This window comes from Pseudomonas graminis (genome assembly GCF_900111735.1).
Classification (GTDB): domain Bacteria; phylum Pseudomonadota; class Gammaproteobacteria; order Pseudomonadales; family Pseudomonadaceae; genus Aquipseudomonas; species Aquipseudomonas graminis.
This window is the reverse complement of the sequence record NZ_FOHW01000037.1, coordinates 1-22,297: the sequence shown is the minus strand read 5'-3', so window position 1 is coordinate 22,297 and position 22,297 is coordinate 1. Positions and strand designations below refer to the sequence as shown.

General features: G+C 60.2%; 18 protein-coding genes and 3 pseudogenes. 11 read left to right on the top strand and 10 right to left on the bottom strand.

Features of this window, described 5'->3' with window-relative positions:
* Nucleotides 1–5: 5 nt before the first annotated feature.
* Together BMY98_RS21790 and BMY98_RS21785 are read right to left on the bottom strand one after the other, a co-directional pair.
* Nucleotides 6–290, bottom strand: coding sequence for a hypothetical protein (locus tag BMY98_RS21790; protein WP_074892458.1), 285 nt, complete (start codon nt 288–290; stop codon nt 6–8).
* Between the two features lie 271 nt (nt 291–561).
* On the bottom strand, nt 562–1,416 hold the full coding sequence (locus BMY98_RS21785) for a BON domain-containing protein (RefSeq protein ID WP_074892457.1): 855 nt from the start codon (nt 1,414–1,416) through the stop codon (nt 562–564).
* A gap of 257 nt (nt 1,417–1,673) precedes the next feature.
* Here BMY98_RS21785 and algB point away from each other — a divergent pair, with 257 nt between their 5' ends.
* From algB to BMY98_RS21775, 3 genes and pseudogenes are all read left to right on the top strand, one after another.
* The gene (gene algB / locus BMY98_RS21780; RefSeq protein WP_037017110.1) at nt 1,674–3,020 is read left to right on the top strand and encodes a sigma-54-dependent response regulator transcription factor AlgB; all 1,347 of its coding nucleotides are present in this window, start codon (nt 1,674–1,676) and stop codon (nt 3,018–3,020) included.
* Between the two features lie 10 nt (nt 3,021–3,030).
* A pseudogene (locus BMY98_RS28195) lies at nt 3,031–3,450 on the top strand (KinB sensor domain-containing domain); the annotation flags it as partial.
* Nucleotides 3,439–4,818, top strand: a pseudogene (locus tag BMY98_RS21775) (sensor histidine kinase); the annotation flags it as partial. The pseudogenes BMY98_RS28195 and BMY98_RS21775, both read left to right, overlap by 12 nt.
* 15 nt (nt 4,819–4,833) lie before the next feature.
* Here BMY98_RS21775 and BMY98_RS21770 read toward each other — a convergent pair.
* From BMY98_RS21770 to BMY98_RS21745, 6 genes are all read right to left on the bottom strand, one after another.
* Nucleotides 4,834–6,453, bottom strand: a complete 1,620-nt coding sequence (locus BMY98_RS21770; protein WP_074892455.1) for an EAL domain-containing protein — start codon at nt 6,451–6,453, stop codon at nt 4,834–4,836.
* A gap of 92 nt (nt 6,454–6,545) precedes the next feature.
* The gene (locus BMY98_RS21765; protein ID WP_074892454.1) at nt 6,546–7,322 is read right to left on the bottom strand and encodes an N-acetylmuramoyl-L-alanine amidase; all 777 of its coding nucleotides are present in this window, start codon (nt 7,320–7,322) and stop codon (nt 6,546–6,548) included.
* A 98-nt stretch (nt 7,323–7,420) separates the two neighbouring features.
* Nucleotides 7,421–9,529, bottom strand: a complete 2,109-nt coding sequence (locus tag BMY98_RS21760) for a GGDEF domain-containing protein (protein ID WP_074892453.1) — start codon at nt 9,527–9,529, stop codon at nt 7,421–7,423.
* Nucleotides 9,526–10,407 carry an endonuclease/exonuclease/phosphatase family protein gene (locus BMY98_RS21755; protein ID WP_074892452.1) on the bottom strand — a complete coding sequence of 294 codons (882 nt, stop codon included), beginning with the start codon at nt 10,405–10,407 and terminating at the stop codon, nt 9,526–9,528. The genes BMY98_RS21760 and BMY98_RS21755 overlap by 4 nt, the downstream gene beginning before the upstream one ends.
* 9 nt (nt 10,408–10,416) lie before the next feature.
* On the bottom strand, nt 10,417–11,058 hold the full coding sequence (locus BMY98_RS21750) for a thiol:disulfide interchange protein DsbA/DsbL (RefSeq protein WP_074892451.1): 642 nt from the start codon (nt 11,056–11,058) through the stop codon (nt 10,417–10,419).
* A gap of 192 nt (nt 11,059–11,250) precedes the next feature.
* Complete coding sequence (locus tag BMY98_RS21745; RefSeq protein ID WP_074892450.1) at nt 11,251–11,868, bottom strand: c-type cytochrome; 618 nt, start codon at nt 11,866–11,868, stop codon at nt 11,251–11,253.
* 234 nt (nt 11,869–12,102) lie between these two features.
* On the opposite strand from BMY98_RS21745, the gene yihA reads away from it, so the two are divergent.
* Nucleotides 12,103–12,738, top strand: coding sequence for a ribosome biogenesis GTP-binding protein YihA/YsxC (gene yihA / locus BMY98_RS21740; protein WP_065987940.1), 636 nt, complete (start codon nt 12,103–12,105; stop codon nt 12,736–12,738).
* A gap of 238 nt (nt 12,739–12,976) precedes the next feature.
* Here the strand turns inward: yihA and polA are convergent, their stop codons facing one another.
* Complete coding sequence (polA, locus tag BMY98_RS21735) at nt 12,977–15,742, bottom strand: DNA polymerase I (RefSeq protein WP_074892449.1); 2,766 nt, start codon at nt 15,740–15,742, stop codon at nt 12,977–12,979.
* Between the two features lie 74 nt (nt 15,743–15,816).
* On the opposite strand from polA, the gene BMY98_RS21730 reads away from it, so the two are divergent.
* A complete protein-coding gene (locus tag BMY98_RS21730) occupies nt 15,817–16,107 on the top strand; it encodes a DUF2782 domain-containing protein (protein WP_074892448.1) in 291 nt (96 codons plus the stop codon).
* 34 nt (nt 16,108–16,141) lie between these two features.
* Complete coding sequence (locus BMY98_RS21725) at nt 16,142–17,092, top strand: homoserine kinase (protein ID WP_074892447.1); 951 nt, start codon at nt 16,142–16,144, stop codon at nt 17,090–17,092.
* Between the two features lie 172 nt (nt 17,093–17,264).
* Here the strand turns inward: BMY98_RS21725 and BMY98_RS21720 are convergent, their stop codons facing one another.
* The gene (locus tag BMY98_RS21720; protein ID WP_074892446.1) at nt 17,265–18,194 is read right to left on the bottom strand and encodes a zinc ABC transporter substrate-binding protein ZnuA; all 930 of its coding nucleotides are present in this window, start codon (nt 18,192–18,194) and stop codon (nt 17,265–17,267) included.
* A gap of 57 nt (nt 18,195–18,251) precedes the next feature.
* Between BMY98_RS21720 and BMY98_RS21715 the strand changes: the two genes are divergently transcribed.
* The 5 genes and pseudogenes from BMY98_RS21715 to BMY98_RS21695 all read left to right on the top strand — a co-directional run.
* Nucleotides 18,252–18,734: a Fur family transcriptional regulator gene (locus BMY98_RS21715; RefSeq protein ID WP_074892445.1), complete on the top strand. Its 483-nt coding sequence runs from the start codon at nt 18,252–18,254 to the stop codon at nt 18,732–18,734.
* The gene (gene znuC / locus BMY98_RS21710; protein WP_074892444.1) at nt 18,734–19,558 is read left to right on the top strand and encodes a zinc ABC transporter ATP-binding protein ZnuC; all 825 of its coding nucleotides are present in this window, start codon (nt 18,734–18,736) and stop codon (nt 19,556–19,558) included. Before BMY98_RS21715 ends, znuC begins: the two co-directional genes overlap by 1 nt.
* Nucleotides 19,551–20,333, top strand: coding sequence for a zinc ABC transporter permease subunit ZnuB (gene znuB, locus BMY98_RS21705; protein WP_074892443.1), 783 nt, complete (start codon nt 19,551–19,553; stop codon nt 20,331–20,333). The genes znuC and znuB overlap by 8 nt, the downstream gene beginning before the upstream one ends.
* 157 nt (nt 20,334–20,490) lie before the next feature.
* Nucleotides 20,491–21,204 (top strand): PA5502 family lipoprotein, encoded by a 714-nt coding sequence (locus BMY98_RS21700; RefSeq protein WP_074892442.1) that lies wholly within the window; start codon nt 20,491–20,493, stop codon nt 21,202–21,204.
* Between the two features lie 388 nt (nt 21,205–21,592).
* Nucleotides 21,593–22,297: pseudogene (locus BMY98_RS21695) on the top strand (RHS repeat-associated core domain-containing protein); the annotation flags it as partial.

Below are 22,297 nucleotides of genomic sequence, written 5' to 3'. Positions count from 1 at the left end.
GAGGATCAGAAAACCCAGCTTTGCTGACGCGGCGCTTCATCATTAGTAGCGGCCGCATCATCAACTTGCATGCTCAGGGCAACGTCCGAGGCCTTCAACGCACTTGCCTTGGCAAACGGTGCAGTCTGAGCGTGGGAGTAGTGAACCTGAGTCATTTCATGATTCTGATTCCAGTGATTGAACTGCTGTACAACAATGAGCGTAATCATCAGCGCCAGACTGGCAAACAGGCCTTGCTGCATATGCAGAGGGGAGATACGCAGTTTGTTGGCGAGATGTTGAGCGTTCATTCAGCTGACTCCTGGCAATCTTGTCGGCCGTCTGTTCGGGCCTTTGTTATCAGGAATATTGCACGCTGTGTGCCAGCTTGTTGTGAACCAGTTAATCCTTATAAATCAATAGGTTATGAATCATGTTCAGAAGGGTCGTACACGCATGCTGCACGATTGAACATTTGCCATCGTGCGGAATGCACGAAACGCCTGACACCACCCAGGCGGCCGAATTCATTCCAGATGCCGAATCTCTTCTGACACCCGTCACCCGACCGCCACTATCGGTCTACCCCGCGCTACGAGCCGTGACGCGCAAGGTGTCGGCATCGACGCCTTTGACCCCACGAATATTTCGCGCGATCTCGACCGCCAGTTCTTTCTCGGCGTAGTTGGCCACCACACCGTCCAGCGCTACTACACCGTTTTTGGTCTCCACCTTGATGTTCAAGCCGTCGAGGGTGCGGCTATATATAAGGCTGGATTTCACCTTGCTGGTGATCCATGCGTCGCTGAATTCCTCGCGAACGGCGTTGGCCTGAAGTTCGCTCTGCTCTTTGATGGCCTGTGTATCCCGCGCGCTGACGCTGATGAGGTTGTTCACCTCCGTCACGCCGTCCGTGTTGGTGGCCAGGCTTCCGGCCAGTTGCTTGGCATCCGCGTCTTTCGCCTGCCCCTTGAGGGTGACAACCCCCTGAGCGGCGCTGACGTCGATGTTCAATGCCTCAGTCACGCTGTTCCACAGCAACTTGGATTTGATGGTTGCTGTCAGCGTCGCGTCGTCGAAGCGCTGGGCCATGGTGGCTTTGGTGCCCGGATCGGCAGCGACCTGCGGGTCGATCTCAAGCTGGTTGTCGACCTTGTTGATCCCCTGAATGTCGCCCGCTATCTGCGACGCCAGATCCTTGTCTACCTGGTTCTCGACCTTGCCTTTAAGGATTGCAGTGCCTTGTTCTACGTCCACGCTGATCTTGAACGGGCTCAAATGCCGGTTAAGGGCAAAGGCGGTCCAGATCGAACCCTCCTGGCGCGCTTCGGCCAACTGGGTCGGCAGATCGGCGGCTGCGGCGTGGGCGATGACGGGAGTCAGTCCGAGCACGCTGGCGGTGGTGATGGCCAGGGCGATCTTCTTCAACGTGGGCATGGGAATCTCCAGACAATTGCAAAAAGGTACCTCTGGACAGACTGGTCTTTCGCCCAGATGTTCGGAGCGGCCTGATTTTCCCTGCATGGGGATTCGGGCCGATGGTTAATGGAGGTGGCCTGTCGTGGATCAGCGCATCATGGCTTTTTTCAGAACATCGCTACCACGCAGCGTAAAGAATCAATCAGAATGAACCATGCAACTTGCCCGATGTTTCCGGGACTAACACAGACTATTCATTAAGGAGCGTAGGAAAAATGGAAGCAGCCGCTGAGAATCAGGGCCGTATTCTGCTCGTGGATGATGAATCCGCCATCCTTCGCACCTTCCGTTATTGCCTGGAAGACGAGGGCTACAGCGTAGCCACCGCCAACAGCGCGGCGCAGGCAGAGGCGCTGTTGCAGCGCCAGGTATTCGACGTGTGCTTCCTCGACCTGCGTCTGGGTGAGGACAACGGGCTCGATGTGCTGGCGCAAATGCGCGTGCAGGCACCCTGGATGCGCGTGGTGATTGTTACCGCCCACTCGGCCGTTGACACCGCCGTGGACGCAATCCAGGCCGGCGCTGCCGATTATCTGGTCAAGCCCTGCAGCCCGGATCAGCTGCGCCTCGCTACCGCCAAGCAGCTCGAAGTCCGCCAGTTGTCCGCGCGACTCGAAGCCCTTGAAGGCGAAGTTCGCAAACCGAAGGACGGCCTGGATTCCCACAGCCCATCGATGATGGCGATCCTCGAAACTGCCCGCCAGGTCGCCAACACCGACGCCAACATTCTTATCCTCGGCGAATCCGGTACGGGTAAAGGTGAATTGGCGCGGGCGATTCACGGCTGGAGCAAGCGAGCGAAAAAGGCCTGCGTGACCATCAACTGCCCATCGCTGACTGCCGAGTTGATGGAAAGCGAACTGTTCGGCCATAGCCGCGGTGCCTTCACCGGTGCAAGCGAAAGCACACTCGGCCGGGTGAATCAGGCAGACGGCGGTACATTGTTTCTCGATGAAATCGGCGACTTCCCGCTCACGCTGCAGCCAAAACTGCTGCGCTTCATTCAGGACAAGGAATACGAACGTGTCGGTGACCCGGTCACCCGTCGCGCCGACGTGCGCATTCTCGCGGCGACTAACCTGAACCTCGAAGACATGGTCCGCGAAGGACGTTTTCGCGAAGACCTGTTGTATCGCCTGAACGTGATCACCCTGAATCTGCCCCCTTTGCGCGAGCGAAGCGAAGACATCCTGACGCTGGCGGACCGCTTCCTGGCGCGCTTCGTCAAGGAATACAGCCGTCCGGCGCGTGGCTTCAGCGAACAGGCGCGCAGCGCGCTGCTCAACTACCGCTGGCCCGGAAACATCCGTGAACTGCGTAACGTGATCGAGCGGGCGAGCATTATCTGCCCGCAGGAAAAAGTCGAAATCACGCACCTCGGCATGGCCGAGCAGCCGGTCAACAATGCCCCGCGCGTGGGTGCAGCGTTGAGTCTGGACGAGCTGGAGAAAGCCCACATCGGCGCGGTACTGGCCACCAGCGATACGCTGGATCAGGCTGCACGCACGCTGGGCATCGACGCCTCGACGCTTTACCGAAAACGTAAGCAGTACAACCTGTGACAGGGCGCCGATGATGTTTGCGATGAAGTTGCGCACCCGACTCTTTCTGAGTATTTCAGCTCTCATCACCGTCGCCCTGCTGGGATTGGTGCTGGGGCTCGTCAGCGTCATGCAGATGGCCAAATCTCAGGAATCATCGATTCGGCACAACTTCATCACCCTCGATATCGGCCTGAAGCTGCGACAGAACCTTGGCGATCAACTGGTCATGATGCTCAAGGACAGTCCCGATCAGGCGGCGATCAAGCGCAATCAGGAACAGTTCCAGAATCTGCTCGATCAGGGCATTGATCATGATCAGCAAACCGGCGTTCCCAGCGGGTTCGAAACGGCCCGGGTGAATTACGCACGTTTCGTCAAAACGATCGAGCAATCCAGCGAGCATGGTGGCGCGATCCGCGACAATGAGGCCGTGACGGAGGCGTTCAACACGTTGCGCGATGGTCTGCTCGACGCCCACCGCCAGGCGCTGGTGAACATCAGTGAGGCTGAAAGCGCCTCAAGATCGCGGGCGCTCTGGGTCTCGGCGCTACTGGGACTGGTGGGGCTGGCGGTGCTGGTTATCGGCTTCGTCACCGCCCACGGCATTGCTCGACGTTTCGGCGGCCCCATCGAGCAGTTGGCCAAGGCGGCGGACCGCATTGCCCAAGGGGATTTCGACGTCACGCTGCCCACGTCCTCTTCGGACGAAATGAATTTGCTTACCCACCGTTTCGGCATGATGGCCGACGCATTGCGTCAGCATCAGAAAACCAACGTCGATGAGTTGCTCGCTGGCCAGCAGCGTTTGCAGGCGGTGCTGGACAGCATCGACGACGGCTTGCTGATGATTGATCGCCAAGGGCGGCTTGAACACTTGAACCCGGTCGCGCAACGACAGTTGGGCTGGGAAGAAAGTCGCCTGGGACAGGGGCTCGGTGAAGCGTTGCAGCGCCCGGAACTGGACGAGCAGCTGTATCTGGTGTTGCGCGGAGGCACGCTGGAACGTGCGCCCGATGACCTCTCAATCGAGATCGACGGCGAAGTCCGCCTGCTCACCTACAGCCTCACGCCGGTCAGCCATACCAAGGGGCACATCGTTGGCGCCGTGATGGTGCTGCACGACGTCACTGAGCAGCGGGCATTCGAACGCGTACGCAGCGAGTTCGTGCTGCGCGCTTCCCACGAGCTGCGAACGCCCGTCACCGGCATGCACATGGCCTTCGGTCTGCTTCAGGAGCGCGTGCATTTCCCGCCGGACTCGCGTGAAAAGGACCTGCTCGACACCGTTAACGAAGAAATGCAGCGCCTGATGCAGTTGATCAACGACCTGCTCAACTTCTCCCGCTATCAGAACGGATTGCAAAAGCTGACGCTCGAGCCCTGTGACATCAACGAATTGCTCGAAGCGGCGCGTCAGCGCTTTGCCGACATCGCCCACGATCAGGACGTCATGGTGCTGCTGGAAACCCAGGAGCCACTGCCACGGGTACAGGCGGACAAAGCGCAACTGGACCGAGTGCTCGACAACCTGCTCGATAATGCCCTGCGCCATACCCCGAGATCAGGACTGATCCGCTTGCAGGCAAGACGTCATGGCGAGCGCTTGATCATCAGCGTGGAAGACAACGGTGAGGGTATTGCTTACGGTCAGCAGGCCCGGATCTTCGAGCCGTTCGTTCAGGTTGGACGAAAGAAAGGCGGCGCGGGTCTGGGGCTGGCTTTGTGCAAGGAAATCGTTCAGTTGCACGGCGGGCGCATGGGCGTCTACTCCCGACCGGGGCAGGGCACGCAGTTCTATATGGCGCTGCCGCTGTAGAAGGGGCCTGCTGCGCTACGCCACATCATCCGCACGACGCCCGGCGCTGCGGCGGCCGCCGGTCACCAGCTCAGTAAACTTGGTCGCGCTCAGCGGCCGGGCGAACAGCCAGCCCTGACCATAAATCACGCCTTCGCTTTTCAGCAGCATTGCCTGCGACTCAAACTCTATCCCTTCAGCGATCACCCGCAATTGCAGCGCATGGGCCATGCGGATGATGTGCGGCGCCACGCCACTGCTGGCCGCATCATGACCGAGGGCGTCAATAAAGGCCTTGTCGATCTTCAGGCAATCCACCGGCAATGTCTGCAGGTACGCCAGGCTGCAATAGCCGGTGCCGAAATCGTCGATTAGCACCTGATGGCCCCGATCGCGCAGCGCCTGGAGATGGTTGCGCGCGACCACCACATCCACCAGGCCGCGTTCAGTGACTTCAAACGCAATCTGCCGAGGCGCCACCCGGTGCAACGCCAGCAGCTTCGCCGTCACCCGGCCGATGCGTGGCGCCATAACGTCGCACGCCGCCAGATTGACCGACACGTACAGGTGCGGATTGGCGCGTAACAGCTGGCCCAGCTGTTCAAGCAGCTGTTGAAGCACAAAGTCGGTGATCTGACGGATCTGCCCGGTGTTTTCTGCGAGCGGAATAAAAAGGTCAGGGCTGGTCAGCGTGCCGTCCGGTCGTCGCCATCGCACCAGGGCTTCAGCGCCCACGCACAGCCGGGTATTGAGGTCGAAGATGGGCTGATACAAAACCTTCAGCTCGCCTCGCCGGAGCGCTCCGTGCAGTTCGCCGCCCAGCGACTGACGCTGACGCACCAGTTGCAGGACGAGAATGCCGATGAACAACGAAATCAATAGGCTGGCCGGGACCAGCAGCCACCATGCACCGGTGATCTTCTGCTGCAAGGCACTGCGCGGCGTGATGAGGACCAGTTGATATTCCGGACTCTGGGTCGGCATTCGGTAGACGAGTTTGTCCTGGGTGGTCATCAGCGTTTCGGTGGAGGTCGGCGACCAGTCCGGCGTGGGCGGCCACATCTGAGCCGGGCCCAGGACAGGGACTGCCTTGGAGCCACGATCAAGCACCACCACCAGACTTCCGCCCGCAGGCAGGTCGACCACATCCGTCAGGTGACCGCGGGAGGTGGAAACACGGAACTCCCCCCGCCCCAGCATCAATGAAGCGAGGTTGTCGTCAGGCTGGGTGGAGGTGTTTAGCCAGTAATCATACGTGGGGCCGCGAATGTCCGGCGGCCTGGGCTTGCCAATCAGGCTCTGACGCGTCCAGCTGGAACAGGACTGGCTTTCAGTGACGTACGCGGCCTCGTAGATAAATCGATAGCGCGAGTTCACCTGACGCAACTGCTCGATCATCCCGGGGCTGCAACTGCGCAACGGCTGCGCTTCAAGCTGGTCGAGCCCGGCCCTCAACTGGCCGAACAACTGCTCCAGCCGCACCAGAAAGCGCTCGCCCTGTGCATTCATTTGCGCACGTTCGTCCTGTCGGGCCTGATGCATCGCCAGACCAAAGCTGCCCGCCAGCAAGACGGCCGCGCTTAGCAGCGCGGCCAGTAGTGCCAGAAGCCAGGGACGGTAAAGGAAGGAGCGCAGTCGCGGCGTCGCCGTGAACATTGACAGTCATCCAGATGGTGGGATTTCCATAACCACTGATGTATAGCAACACGCTCAGAAATAGCCCGGAAAAAACCGACAATTAGGGGAATTTAGTGCCTGATGTTAAGTACTTGCAGCATAGCTGCACTTTGTAGGTCTGGCTCACCGTCAAATTTTTGTGGTCGGTAGTGCATCTGGAACGCAGCCAGCGTGTGACGTGTTGCGATGTCCAGCTCTCCGGTCTGCGGCGTCGGGTAGCCCAGCAGCGCCAACTGCTGCTGGAACCACACAATATTTGGCACGACGCCCATCATCTGGGTCTGACGCTGTGCAACCTGCTGCTCATCCGGCCAGATTCCCAGCCCTTCCTGGGCCAGCCGCTTCCACGGAAACAAAGGCCCCGGATCAAGCTTGCGCAAAGGTGCGATGTCGCTGTGGCCAATCACGTGGCGCGGTTCGATGTGATTGCGTTTGACGATGTCTTTGAGCAGCACGATCAGCGCCTGTATCTGCGCCTCGCTGTACGGATACCACAGCCGGCCCGTTGGCGTGTCGCGGTAGCCCGGATTGACGATCTCGATGCCAATACTGCTTGAGTTGAGCCACGTGCGCCCGTCCCATTCACTTTCACCGGCATGCCACGCGCGCTGGGATTCGTCTACCAGCTTGTAGGTGGTGGCCGGACCGTCGCCGATCAGGTAGTGCGCGCTGACCTCACCGTGGGTCAACAATGCCAACGACCGATCAAGGGAAGCAGAGGTGTAATGAACCACCACAAACTGCACGCGGCTGTCGAAATTGACGGAAGGGTGGCTGGTGTCGATCTTCGGGCCGCTGCTGCAAGCGGTCAGCAGCAACAGCAGAAATAGAGCGGAAATAGACTTCATGGCGGCACGACGTGTAGGCAAATAATGCAACAGTGTAACGTAACGTCGGCGGTGCATTCAAAAATGCATCATCCCCGCGCACCGGCCACACCAACCGTTCAACCCTGCGCGATCCGGTTCCGCCCCTCATGCTTGGCGCGATACAGCGCCTGGTCCGCGCGCTTGAGCACGACGTCGCTGCGCTCACCCGGCGCGAACAGCGTGATGCCCATGGAAACCGTGACCGTCACCCGTTCGCCCTTGAAGTGAAACGGGCACTGTTCGATGCCCTCACGCAGACGCTCCAACAGCGCCAACCCCTGATCCATGGGCGTGGTCGGCAGCAGGATCACGAACTCTTCCCCGCCAAAACGCGCAATGAAATCCGAAGCCCGCAACCGCTTTCGGAGCTGGCCGGCGATGATCTTCAGAACCTTGTCACCTGCCAAATGGCCGTAACCGTCGTTGATGCGCTTGAAATGATCCAGATCGAGAATGCCCAGCAGCAGGCTTGAGGGCTTCCTCTGCAACTGGTCGATCTCATGCTCCAGCCGCTCATTCCATGCCGCGCGGTTTGGCAGGCCTGTCAGCGTATCGATCAGCGCCTTTTGCCGTTGTTCTTCCAGATGAACCCGGAAGCCCAACGCCTCCTGCTCCATCGTCGCCACCCGACTGGAGAGGGCTTGCAAGCGGGCGGCGACTTCCTGCTCGCGCTGATCGCGCTGCTGCTGATGATGATCCATGGTACCAATCAGCCCCTCGAGACGGCTCTCCAGCACGTGCTTCAAGCTGTCGAGGTCGGCCGCCTGCTGCACGCTGGTTTGCAGGTCATCGACGTGCTCACGGAGTTGATGGTCCAGTTGCCGCGACGCAGATTGCTGGTCGGCATGGTTTTCGCTGGCTGCCTGCAAGCCGCTCTGGAAGGACTCGAGGCGCTCGTTGAGCTGTTTGAGATAGGCTTCGAATTCATGCTGGCCGCTGTCCGTGATGGCGAGCATCAGCACAGCAAGATCGTCGAGGATCGGCAGCAGCTCATACCAGTTCAGCCCATGTTCAAGCCGGGCGCGCATGGCCTCGGCTTGCGGGCGATGGTATTCGGGTAGCGTCAGTTCATCGAGCAGACCCAGCAAAGTGTCTTCGATGTGGGCGGCGACGGAGCTGTAACTTGGCTCGGGCGAAGAGGGCAGAGCGTAGGGGCCGTCTTCTTCGGCGGCGGTCTCGTCAGGCTCGTCGTCTTCAGCGAGGATATCGATGTCGTCGGTAATAGCGACGGTTTCGTCGGTCTCTTCAGTGTCGGGAGAGGGCGCGTCAGCCGCAGGCTCTGCTGCTTCTTCGGCTGGAGCCTCATCGGCTAGGGGCTGCGTGACGTCAGTGGCGTCAGCGGTGCGGAGCGATGCTTCGGGCTCTTCGTCTGTCTGGGCCGGGGCCGGGACGGGCTCGAGCTCGAGCTCCGACTCGGACATTACCGGTTGGGCTGCAACTCCCGGGTGGGGCGTCGGGATGGCGCGCTCGGGCTCTTGGGCGACAGGCTGAGGGGCCGGCGGGACGGTGCTGCGAAGTTCCGCCTCCAGCTCGGTGTTCTCTGGGGCAGCCTCCGGTACGGCGGATGAATGCTGCGGCGCATCATCAGAAGCCTGCACCCCGGCCGGTTCGTTAACTGGATGGGGCAACGGGGCTGACTCATCACCTTCGCTGCCAGCCTCACGGTGACTGCCGAACAATCGCTGTAGGAAACCCGGGCGCGACGCTTCATCCGGGTGTTCGATCTGCGACAGCGCCTGCCCTTGAAGTCCGCTCAACTCACTCAACAGCAGCGGCAGCTCACGGGCCTGGGTAATGCGATCTTCCAGGCTCTTGGCGAATCGTTTGAGCGGCTTGCTGACGTCCTTCGGCAACGGCAACGCCTGCAACTGTGCGACCAATGACGTCAACGCCGTACCCATTTGCTCGACGCGCTGCTCGCGACGCTGTTCGGAGTCGAGCACTGCTTTTTCCAGGCGCGGAATCAAGGCAGCCAGGCCTGCGTCCATATCGTCCTTGCGAACGATCTCGCGCATTTCCTTCATGCACGCATCAACCGCCTTGTCAGCACCTTCGGCCGCCAGGCTGCTGCGCACGAGGCCTCGCCGCAGCAAGTCGAGCCGCGCATTCCAGCGCCGCTCCAGTTTGTCTTGCTGCTCGATGCTCTTGAGGTACTTTTCTTTCCAGCGCTGCGCGTCGTCGGTCATTCCACAGGTCCGCGAGGAGATGTGCTTGTTATCGGCAGCGAGTCACCGATTAATGAGGCCGGCAAGCGAATCTCCACCGCGACGGGCAGATGATCGGAAATGGGATGAGCGAGCACCTGCACTTTTTCAAGGGTCAGGGTCGGGCTCAGGAGGATGTGGTCCAGGCATCGCTGGGGACGCCAGCTGGGGAAAGTCGCCTCGATCTGCGGTGCAAGCAAGCCAAGATCGCGCAATGGCGATGTTTGCAGCAGGTCATTGGCATGGGTATTCATGTCACCCATCAGCACCTGATGGCGATAGCCGCCAATCAGTTCGCGAATGTACGCGAGCTGCCGCGTACGGGTCCGCGCGCCCAGTGCCAGGTGCATGACCACCACGACCAGCGCATCGGGACCTTCGCCGAAACGAACGAGAATAGCGCCACGCCCGGCGGGGCCTGGCAGCGGATGGTCTTCGATTTCCCACGGACGCAAACGGCTGAGCACGCCATTGCTGTGCTGGGCGAGGCGTCCGAGGTTTCGATTGAGTTGCTGATGCCAGTACGGAAACGAACCGAGCTGGGCAAGGTGTTCAACCTGGTTGATATAGCCCGAGCGCATACTGCCGCCATCGGCTTCCTGCAAGGCGACCAGATCATAGTCGCGCAGCAGATCGCCGATCTTCTGCAGGTTCCCGGCTCGCCCGTTGTGGGGCAGCAGGTGCTGCCACCCCCGGGTCAGGTAGTGCCGGTAGCGTTCGGTGCTGTTGCCCACCTGGATGTTGAAACTGAGCAGGCGAAGCCGACCGTCGGCCGGCAACCCTGTGTCGTGAAGATGATGCTCGTTGACCTTCGGCGTGTGCCGGGCAACGACCCGTTCAGTAGTTCCCCAGCGCGCCATGGTCAGCCCTTACTTGGCGGTCAGCGTCGCACGTTCTTTGGCGATCAGCTGATCGGCCACTTGCAGCGCTTGCTCAGGTCCACCGGCAGTGCCCAGGTCAAAACGGTACTTGCCGTTAACGATCATGGTCGGAACGCCAGTGATTTCGTACTTCTTGGCCAATTCCTTGTATTGGGCGATCTTGCCCTTCACAGCGAACGAGTTGAAGGTTTCGAGGAACTTGGTCTTGTCCACGCCTTGGGTGGCGACGAACTCAGCCATGTCGTTCGGGTCGGTCAGACGTTTGCCGCCCTTCTGAATGGCGTCGAACAAGGCGGTGTGGACTTTCTTCTCAACGCCCATGGTGTCGAGGGTAATGAATAGCTGGCCGTGAGCGTCCCAAGGGCCGCCAAACATGGCCGGAACGCGGATGAAGTGGACGTCAGCGGGAAGTTTTTCGACCCATGGATCGATGACCGGCTCGAAGGCGTAGCAGTGCGGGCAGCCATACCAGAACATTTCGACGACTTCGATCTTGCCCGGCTCGGAAACAGGAACAGCGCTTTTCAGCTCGACGTATTGCTTGCCGGCTTCGATGGGCTCTGCTGCTTGAGCGGTCAGACCGAACAGGCTGGTAAAAATCAGAGCGGCGCTGAGAATCAGATTACGCATGCTTAACTCCTGGGCATGGAAGGTCACTTCGGTGGCGGCAGTTCGACCGGCCGAGGTGATATGAGTTCGCAAGTGTAACGCCTGCGGCCACAAAAAAGGGCAGCCGTTCGCTACCCTTTTTGGCCCGTCCGGGCAGGTCTGCCGGCATTTTGTTTTACCAACCGTGTCCGTCAGCAATCGCTGTCCTGACGCTCATTGCAGCCCTTGAATGAATGCCGCGAGTGCTTCGATATCCCTGTTGCTCAGCTTCGCGGCGATGGTGCGCATGACCTGCGTGTCGCCGTCGTTGGTGCGTTCACCTTCGCGGAAGGCGGTGAGCTGTTTCTTGATGTAATTGGCGTGCTGCCCGCCCAAGCGCGGAAAGCCTGCCGCAGCAAGGCCTGTGCCGCTGGGGGAATGACAGCCGGTGCAGGCCGGCATGCCCTGATCGAGCTTGCCGCCGCGAAACAACGCTTCGCCACCGATGACCAGAGTGGGATCAGCAGCGCCAACGCTGCCTTTCTGACCGGCGTAATAAGCAGCGATGTCGGCCAAATCCTGATCCGTGAGCGGATTAAGCTGTCCAGTCATTTCCAGCACGACCCGTTTGCCGTCTTTGATGTCGTGCAGTTGCTTGAGCAGATAGCGCTCGCCCTGGCCGGCGAGTTTCGGGAAGTTGGGCACCAGGCTGTTGCCGTCGGGTCCATGACAAGCGCCGCAGACAGCCGTTTTCCCTTGGCCAGCAGCCGGATCGCCCACTGGGGAGTCAGCGGCCTGCACGAAGCCATTCAGGCTCAAGATCAACAGCAGGCTCGACAGAAATACGTTCATGGACTGATCCGATGCGGCTGAAAGTGTCGCCTTCAGGAATGACTGTCTTGAGGGGAAGCGGCCTGTTTCTGTACGTCTGAGGCTACGCGCCAAACGGGTTCTCGCGTCGGCAACACCCTTGCGGGGGCAGGACAAGGCACACATGAAAATCTGCGGCATTATATACTCGCGCCCATTGAACGGAAAAAGACACCCCGTTGCCGCGCACGCCGCAACGCCCTCACCGGATATCCCATGCAACTCAAAAACCCTATTCTCGGCCTGTGCCAACAAGCCAAGTTCATGCTCAGCGCTGCCAAAGTCGACCAATGCCCGGATGACGAAGGCTTTGAAGTCGCGTTCGCCGGCCGCTCCAACGCCGGTAAATCCAGCGCGCTGAACACCCTGACCCACGCCAGCCTGGCGCGCACCTCGAAAACTCCGGGCCGTACCCAGCTGCTGAACTTCTTCAGCCTGGACGACGACCGCCGTCTGGTCGACTTACCTGGCTATGGTTACGCGAAGGTGCCGATTCCGCTGAAGCTGCACTGGCAGCGCCACCTCGAAGCCTATCTGGGCGGCCGTGAAAGTCTGAAGGGATTGATCCTGATGATGGACATCCGCCACCCGATGACTGACTTCGATCTGCTGATGCTCGACTGGGCCATCGCCAGCGGGATGCCGATGCACATTCTGCTGACCAAAGCCGACAAGCTGACCTTCGGCGCGGCGAAAAACACGCTGCTCAAAGTCCAGTCGGAAATCCATCGCGGTTGGGGTGACGCCATCACCATCCAGTTGTTCTCGGCACCCAAACGCATGGGCCTGGAAGAGGCTTACACCGTGCTGGCGGACTGGATGGAGCTGGAAGACAAGGCACCGGCTGCCTGAATCGCAGGCAAAAAAAACCCCGGACTTCATGTGGGGAGGGGAAGTTCGGGGTCCAAGTCCAGACCTCTCGGGAGGGGTCCGGATATCTGCCAACACTTAACACAACATAGGAGCATGAACGGCTACGTCAGCCATTCGAAAACTCAGACCGGAGTTTGTCCGCCGAAGTTCAAAACCGGCGGAAATTTAATGGGGGGCGCGGTTCCGATTCCACACAGAATCGGAACGCCAAAGCACTTTAGTGCGCCTCGTCCCAGTTATTCCCCACACCCACTTCGACCAGCAGCGGAACATCCAGCTCGGCAGCGCCGCTCATGTGTACGCGGATGTCCTTGCTGATCTGCTCGACCAAATCCTCACGCACTTCCAGCACCAGTTCATCGTGAACCTGGAGGATGACGCGAGCATCCAGACCTGACGCGTCCAGCCAGCCATTCACCGCCACCATCGCCCGCTTGATGATGTCAGCCGCCGTGCCTTGCATGGGTGCGTTGATCGCCATGCGCTCGGCGCCTTTGCGCAGCGCCTGATTCTTCGCGTTGATGTCCGGCAGGTACAGGCGACGACCGAAGATGGTCTCGACGTACCCTTGCTCCGCCGCTTGCGCACGGGTGCGCTCCATGTAATCCAGCACGCCGGGATAGCGCGCGAAATAGCGATCCACATACGCCTGGGACTGCTTGCGATCGACACCAATCTGCTTGGCAAGCCCAAACGCGCTCATGCCGTAGATCAGACCGAAGTTAATCGCTTTGGCGCTGCGGCGCATGTCGTTGGTCACGTCCGCCAGTTCGACACCGAACACCTCGCCCGCTGTCGCCCGATGCACGTCCAGGTCGTTACGGAAGGCGTGCAGCAAGCCTTCGTCCTTGGCCAGATGCGCCATGATCCGCAGCTCGATCTGCGAGTAGTCCGCCGCCAGCAACTTATAGCCTTGCGGCGCAACAAACGCCTGACGAATGCGACGCCCCTCAGCGGTCCGAATCGGGATGTTCTGCAGATTCGGGTCGCTGGAAGACAGACGCCCGGTCACCGCCACCGCCTGATGGTAGGAGGTGTGGATCCGCCCGGTGCGCGGGTTGATCTGCTCCGGCAGGCGATCGGTGTAAGTGCTCTTCAGTTTGCTCATCGAGCGGTACTGCATCAGCACCTTCGGCAGCGGATATTCCTGCTCGGCCAGTTCCGCGAGCACCGCTTCAGCCGTGGACGGCTGGCCGGTGGCGGTCTTGCTGATGATCGGCATGCCGAGCTTTTCGTAGAGAATCACCCCAAGCTGCTTGGGCGAGCCGAGATTGAATTCTTCACCGGCGATGGCAAACGCTTCGCGCTCAAGCTCGGTCATTTTGTTGCCCAGCTCTACGCTCTGATTACCCAGCAGATTGGCATCGACCAGTGCACCTTGCCGCTCGATGCGCGCCAAGACAGGCATGAGCGGCATTTCGATGTCGTTCAGCACCGGCGCCAGGCTCGGCGTTTTCGCCAGTCTGTCCTGCAGCACCTCGTGCAGGCGTAGCGTCAGGTCCGCCTCTTCAGCTGCATAGGTGCCGGCCTGTTCCAGTGCGATCTGGTCGAAACTCAGCTGTTTTGCGCCCTTGCCCGCGATGTCCTGAAAATTGACCGGTGTGTGATCCAGGTACTTGGCGACCAGGCTGTCACGGTCGTGACGCGTCGCAGTGGAGTCGAGCACGTAGGATTCAAGCATCGTGTCGAACTTGACGCCCTGCACGTTGATGCCCTGGCTCTGGTCACCATCAATGGCGCAGTTGGCCAGCAGGTTGATCGCAAACTTGGCGTGCTGGCCGACCTTGATTTTGCTTGCGTCCTCCATGACGGGCTTGAGCGCTTTCAGCACAGCGTCGCGATCCAGTTGTTGCTGCACGCCCATATAAGAGTGGGTGAGCGGGATGTAACAGGCTTCGTGGGTCTTGATCGCGAACGACAGGCCCACAATCTGCGCGCGCTGGGCGTCGGTGCCATTGCTCTGCACCACGAAAGCGAACAACTGCGCGGCGTTGAGCTTCTTCAGCCAGTCGTCGAATTGGGTCTGCTCAAGAATGAGCTCGTACTTTGCCTCGATGATCGGCGCCGGCTCGGCAGCAGGGACGATTTCCGCCCCTTCCTGGCGGGCGTCACGCTGCAGATCGGTGATCCAGCTCTTGAATTCTAGTTCGGTATAAAGCGCCATCAGCGCCTCACGATCAGGCTCGCCGCAGTGCAAGGCGTCGAGCTCGATGTCCAGCGGTACGTCGATCTTGATGGTCGCCAGCTCGTAGGACAGGAAGGCCATTTCCTTGTGTTCTTCGAGCTTGGCCGGCAGGGACTTGGCGCCACGAAGCGGCAGCGCTGCCACTTTGTCGAGGTTCGCGTAAAGCTCTTTCAGGCCGCCGTTGATGCCCACCAAAAGACCCGCTGCGGTTTTCTCACCGACACCGGGTACGCCGGGAATGTTGTCGACTTTGTCGCCCATCAGCGCCAGGTAATCGATGATGTGTTCCGGGCCGACGCCGAATTTCTCTTTCACGCCGGCGACGTCCAGCACACTGCCGGTCATGGTGTTGACCAGCGTGATGTGACCGTCAACCAGCTGCGCCATGTCCTTGTCACCGGTGGAAATGACCACCGGACGATCGGCGGCAGCGCTGCTGCGCGCCAGTGTGCCGATCACGTCGTCGGCCTCCACACCTTCGACGCACAACAGCGGATAACCAAGGCCTCGCACGCAGTTGTGCAGGAAGTCGATCTGCACGCGCATGTCGTCCGGCATGCTTGGGCGGTTGGCTTTGTATTCGCCGTACAACGCGTCGCGGAACGTTCCGCCCTTGGCATCGAAAACCACGACAAACGGGCTTTCGGGATACTGCCTGCGCAGGCTTTTGAGCATGTTCAGCACGCCCTTGACCGCACCGGTGGGCAGGCCTTTGGAGGTCATGAGCGGCGGCAGCGCATGGAACGCGCGGTATAGATAAGAAGAACCGTCCACCAGGACGAGGGGCGCAAGACTCATGTGCAAGATCAACCTTTTCGGCGGGGTCGGCGCTAGAATGCGCGGACCGTTGACGACAAAGGGACAAGGTTATCATGCGCGCGCTGAATCGCCTGTTACTGCTCGGCGGGTTGCTTGCCTGTCCGTGGCTGGCGGTCGCGGCGGAAGATGACGCGCCGTCGGCAGAGCCTGATGTGACGATTCGTCAGGACAGCGATGGCTTCATCAAGGAGTATCGTGCGAACGGATTCGTGTACGCCGTGAAGATCACGCCCAAACACGGCAAGCCGTATTATCTGGTGCGCGCCGATGGCACAAGTGGTCAATTCATCCGTTCGGATCAACCGGACATGCTGATACCCCAATGGGTACTATTCAGCTGGTAACGCCCTACATTCACTCTTTTGCTGGCAGTCTTCTATGTCCGTTTTTACTCCCCTGGCTCGGCCCGAGCTGGAAGCTTTTCTCGCCCCGTACGAACTTGGCGCCCTGCGTGATTTTCAGGGCATTGCCGCTGGAAGTGAAAACACCAATTTCTTCATCAGCCTGGAGCAGGGTGAATTCGTGCTGACTCTGGTCGAGCGCGGTCCGGTTCAGGAAATGCCGTTCTTTATCGAGCTGCTGGATGTTCTACACGACGCCAATCTGCCCGTGCCCTACGCACTGCGCACCACTGACGGTCTGGCCCTGCGCGAGCTGAAAGGCAAACCGGCGCTGCTTCAACCGCGTCTGTCCGGCAAGCATCCGGCCCAGCCCAACACCCAGCATTGCGTGCAGATTGGCGAGTTCATGGCGCACATGCACATGGCCACCCGCAGCCAGACCATCGAACGCAAAACCGACCGTGGTCTGGACTGGATGCTGGAGGAGGGCGGCAATTTCATCTCTCACCTGGACGACGCGCAGGGCGCGCTGCTGACCAAGGCTGTAGAGGAAATTCAACGGCGCAAGGCGAGCATCATGGCGCTGCCGCGAGCCAATCTGCACGCCGACCTGTTCCGCGACAACACGCTGTTTGAAGGCACCCACCTGACGGGGGTGATCGACTTCTACAACGCCTGTTCCGGGCCGATGCTGTACGACGTGGCGATTGCCGTGAATGACTGGTGCTCGTTTGAGAACGGCACTATTGATGCGCCGCGAGCCCGGGCGTTTCTGGGTGCCTACGCCGCGCTTAGGCCGTTTACCGCCGCCGAAGCCGAGCTGTGGTCGACAATGCTGCGTGTCGGTTGCGTGCGCTTCTGGCTGTCACGCCTGATCGCCGCCGAAAGCTTCGCCGGGCAGGACGTGTTGATCCATGACCCGGACGAATTCCGTAAACGCCTGGAACAGCGTCAGGAGACGCATATTCCGTTGCCGTTTGCGTTGTAGGTCATATCAGCCTACGCATATCCACTGTAGGAGCGTGGCTTGTCCCGCGATCGGTTGCATAGCAGCCGTGAACCGGTAATGCGGACTGTCAGTACAGACGCGTTGTCCGGTTTGCTGCCGCTGCGCGGCAGAACGCGGGACAAGCCACGCTCCTACAGGTGTTACGACTGCGTCACAAACCCTCCAGACACCCCGCCAGATCATCCGCCAGCTTGCTCAGCAATTGCTCGTAACCTCGGGCTGTGGCGGGCGTGTAACCGCCCAATCCGTCAAGTTCTGCCAGTTTGACCGGCAAACCGGCACTGAGCGTGTCGGCCAGACGCGGGCGGAGGGGTGGCTCGCTGAACACGCAGGTCTTGCCGAACTCCGTCAGTCGTGCGCGCATGGCGGCGACGTGCTGGGCACCGGGCTGAACCTCGCTGCTGACGGCAAATACGCCCGCATGCTTGAGCCCGTAAGCCTCTTCGAAATAATCAAACGCCTCGTGGAACACGAAATACTGCTTGCCTGAAATGCCGGCGACCCGCTGTTTGATTTGAGCGTCCAGCGCGTCAAGGCGCGCGTCGAAGGCCTTCACATTGCTCTCATAGCGCGCCGCATTGGCCGGATCGGCCTGACTCAAGTCAGCGGCCATCTTTGCCGCAATCACCCGCGCATTGACTGACGACAGCCACAAATGCGCATCGACGCTGCCCGGCCGGTGATCGTGGTCATGCTCATCTTCGTCATCATCATGGTGCTCGGTGCTGGCGGTGAAATGGCGCAGGTGCATGCCCGGCAACGATTCGACCGGGACTGACGCCTTGCTGCGCCCGGACAGCACGCGAGGCAAGAATGTCTCCATGTTCGGGCCGATCCAGTACAGCAGATCGGCTTCCTGCACGCGCCGTACGTCGGACGGTCGCAGCGCGTAGTTATGAGGGGATGCGCCCGGCGGAAGCAGGACTTCCGGCACCGCGATTCCGTCCTGTACAGCCGCGGCGATCAGCTGCAGCGGCTTGATGCTGGTCAAGACGCGGACGCTGGCTTCGGCGGCAGTGATGGTTGAAAAACCGGTAATAAATACGACAAAAAGTAAAAAAAGTCGGGACACGATAACCACTCATGGGGGCAGGAACGGGTAACATAATAACGTCTCTCTCAAAGGCCGTCGCCGCTCATGTCTAAAACACCCCTGGCCAGTCGCCCCCACGATCACTCTCACTGCGTGCACAGTGCGCTCACTGAAGCCGACACGTTGTGCGCGGGCAAAGGCCTGCGCCTGACGGCCCTGCGTCGTCGCGTGCTGGAACTGGTCTGGCAGAGCCACAAACCCCTGGGCGCCTACGACATCCTCGCCGTGCTCAGCGAAGAAGATGGCCGCCGCGCCGCACCGCCTACGGTGTACCGCGCGCTGGACTTCCTGCTGGAAAACGGCCTGGTGCACCGCATCGCGTCATTGAACGCCTTCGCCGGTTGCAACCACCCGACCCATGCGCATCAGGGTCAATTTCTGATCTGCCGCGAGTGCCACGCTGCCATCGAGTTGCAGCACGGCAGCATCAGCTCGGCCATCGTCGACGCGGCCAATGAGGTCGGGTTTGACGTCGAAGCCCAAACCGTCGAAGTCGTCGGCGTGTGTGCCGGGTGCAAGGCCGCCTGATGAGCGATGCACTGATTCGCCTGAAGGACGTCAGCGTGACCCGCGCCGGCCAGAGCGTGCTGGAACATATTCAGCTGAGCGTCAGCTCGGGCGAAATCGTCACCCTGATCGGCCCAAACGGCGCGGGCAAGACCACTCTGGTGCGCGCCGTTCTCGGGCTGCTCAAGGCTGACTCGGGCGAAATCTGGCGCAAGCCGAAACTGCGTGTCGGCTACATGCCGCAAAAACTGCACATCGACGCCACGCTGCCGCTGTCGGTCCTGCGTTTCCTGCGTCTGGTCCCCGGCGTTGATCGGGAGACCGCGCGGGCGGCGCTGATCGAGGTCGGCGCCGAGAAGGTCATCGACAGCCCGCTGCAAGGGATTTCCGGTGGCGAGATGCAGCGCGTGTTGCTGGCGCGAGCGCTGTTGCGCAAGCCGGAGCTGCTGGTGCTCGACGAGCCGGTGCAGGGCGTTGACGTGGCCGGGCAGGCCGAGCTGTACGCGCTGATCACTCAGCTGCGCGACCGGCATCAATGCGGCGTGCTGATGGTTTCCCATGACCTGCATCTGGTCATGAGCACCACCGATCAGGTGGTCTGCCTAAACCGTCACGTGTGCTGCTCCGGTCACCCCGAGCAGGTCAGTAACGATCCCGCTTTCGTGGAGCTGTTCGGCCTGAACGCGCCGAGCCTGGCGATCTATCACCATCATCACGATCACGCCCACGACCTGCATGGCGAAGTCTGCCAACCCGCCCCGGCTCACGACCACGTCCATACCCACACTCACGACCACGTCCATACCCACACTCACGACCACGGGGACAGCTGCAAGCATGGCTGATTTTCTTCTTTACGCCTTGCTCGCAGGCCTCGCGTTAGCGGTAGTGGCAGGTCCTCTGGGGTCTTTCGTGGTCTGGCGGCGCATGGCCTATTTTGGCGACACGCTCTCCCATGCCGCGCTGCTCGGCGTGGCCCTGGGCTTTCTGCTGGACATCAGCCCGACGATCGCCGTGACCGTGGGCTGCCTGCTGCTGGCGGTTTTGCTGGTGACCCTGCAGCAGCGCCAACCGCTGGCCTCCGACACACTGCTGGGGATTCTCGCGCCAAGCACTTTGTCGCTGGGCCTGGTGGTGCTGAGCTTCATGCGCGATGTGCGCATCGACTTGATGGGCTATCTGTTCGGCGACCTGCTGGCCATCAGCCCGAACGATCTGGCCTGGATTCTCGCAGGCAGCGCATTGGTGCTGGTGTTGATCTGTGCGCTATGGCGGCCGCTGCTGGCGATCACCGTGCATGAAGAGCTCGCGACCGTCGAAGGTCTGCCGGTGGCGACCCTGCGCATGACGTTGATGCTGCTGATTGCCGTGGTCATCGCAGTGGCCATGAAGATCGTCGGGGTGTTGTTGATTACCTCGCTGCTGATCATCCCCGCCGCTGCGGCACAACGTCACGCCCGTTCGCCAGAGCAAATGGCCCTGGGTGCAAGCGTCATTGGCGTGATTGCGGTGTGCGCGGGACTGGCGCTGTCCTGGTTCAAGGACACCCCGGCAGGCCCGTCTATCGTGGTCTCGGCGGCAACCTTGTTTCTACTCAGTTTCCTTTTGCCCAAGCGGTAGAACCTTGGGTGGCGGGTAGAGTCATACTCGGCAATAATCGAATGGCGGCAATGTGCAATGACTCCTTGCGCGCCCACCGATAGTGATCAGTTATTTTCGGTGCAAGTCAGTTGTGTGTAGACTTGCTCGTTTTTTGCGCAAATAGAGAATCGCAGGAATGAAGCCGTTCGCATCCCGTTATCTGCTGCTTGCTGCATTTTCCGTCCTGTTGGGCGCTTGCCAGAGCAAGCCCGTCGAGCAGCCCGCACCTGTGGCTGCGCCCGATGCCTATCAGCAGCTGGAACAGAACATCGCCAGCAGTGAGCTGGCAACCGCCGAAGATCAATTGGCGGCGCTGCAAAGCAAATCCCCGGACGATCCCCGACTCGAGCAATACCAGCGCCAATTGGCTGAGGCGTATTTGAGCCGCAGTCAGATCGTGCTGCAAAAAGGCGACATGAATGCTGCCGCTACTGCGCTCAGCCGCGCTCGCGCCCTGATGCCTAAGGCCCCGGCGCTGACCAGTGGCGTGAACGGTGCTATCGCCCACGCCCGCAAAGCCGAGCTGGAAAAGGCTGAAGCCGATCTGCGCGCTGCCGAAGCCAAGCGCAAGGCGAAGGTGATCGACCCGAGCGCCGAGAGCACGACCATTGAGTTGAAGCTTGGGGACATGAAGCAGCTGCGCCGTCAGTTGAGTGACATCGCTGAAGACGTCACAGCGTTCAACTGCGACGTTATCGTGCAGGTGCCGCGCACAGACGACTACCCTTGGCTGGCGACATTGCTGACCAAGCGCGTGACGAAGATCAACCCCGATTTCGAGTTGCAGATGCAGCGTGAAATCGAGCGCACTGAGCCTGCGAAGATCGTGTTGAAACCCGCTCAGCCCTGATCGATTTTTGATCAAAAGAAAAGGCGTTGCCCTCGCGGGCAACGCCTTTTTTTGCGCTTGCTTGCCTCCCTTCCCACGGGAAGGTCGCGGGATCGACTGCGCAAGAAGTTGCGCAGTCGATTGTGAGTTCCAGGGTGCTTTCTGCGCTGTGAGCCACGTCTTCTCTGGCCTGCAGACGAGTGCGCAAGAAGTTGCGCAGGGGTGCGCAACTTCTTGCGCACTTTTTATGGGGTTTCGGGTTTAGCGTTCGCTAAAACCTATCGTTTTATTTCTTAAGCTTTTGTTTTTGTTTGGTTAATTTGTAGCTGGCACAGCCCTTGATATTTCCGTAGCCCCCGAATTGGCATTCACGCCTTTTCGGATGGTTTTTTGAGCACGGAGAGCATCCTTGGCGACCCCCTTAAATCTGCCCGTTGGTGGAGAGAAACGCGAACCTCAAGTGGCGGTTGTTCCGCTTGATCTGATTCAGGTTGAAGACGTTGGTCTTGGTACGGCCAGTTTCGATGCCTGGCTGCAAGAGATCAGCGGCGGGGTGGTCACGCTTGAGCGGATCAAGACCGTGGCGGGTGGACTTCCCGTCGTAGGCAACATCATGGCGCTGGTCGATGCGCTGAATGACATTGTCCGGCTTGCGACCAGTGACAAGCGTGACCCTCTGGACTGGGTCAGTTTGGGCATCAATCTGATCGGCATGATCCCCATCCCGCCGGGCATGGCGGCAGCGCGGATGACCTTGCGACCGATGCTGTTTCTGGTGCGTCAGGAGATGCGTCAGGCCGGGAAGATGGTGTTGGGGGATGCGCTGATCGAGGTTCTGATCGGGCATCTGAATGCCACCATCGTTGGGACCCTTGATGACTTTGTGAGCCAGGCGCAGGGCAAGCTTCCCGGAATTCTCGAGGATGCGGGCAAGCTTGGGGAAGGCGTACTTTTTCAGATCGCTGATGGTCTGGAGAAGCTGGTCAAGCCGGACCTCAACGCCAAGGCTGATTTGCGTGAGGCGGAGCAGTTGGTTCATGCCGCAGGCGATCTTTGGGCCTACGACCCTCAGGCCGCGATTGGGAATATTTTTGCGGCGGCTGCGGAGGTTTGC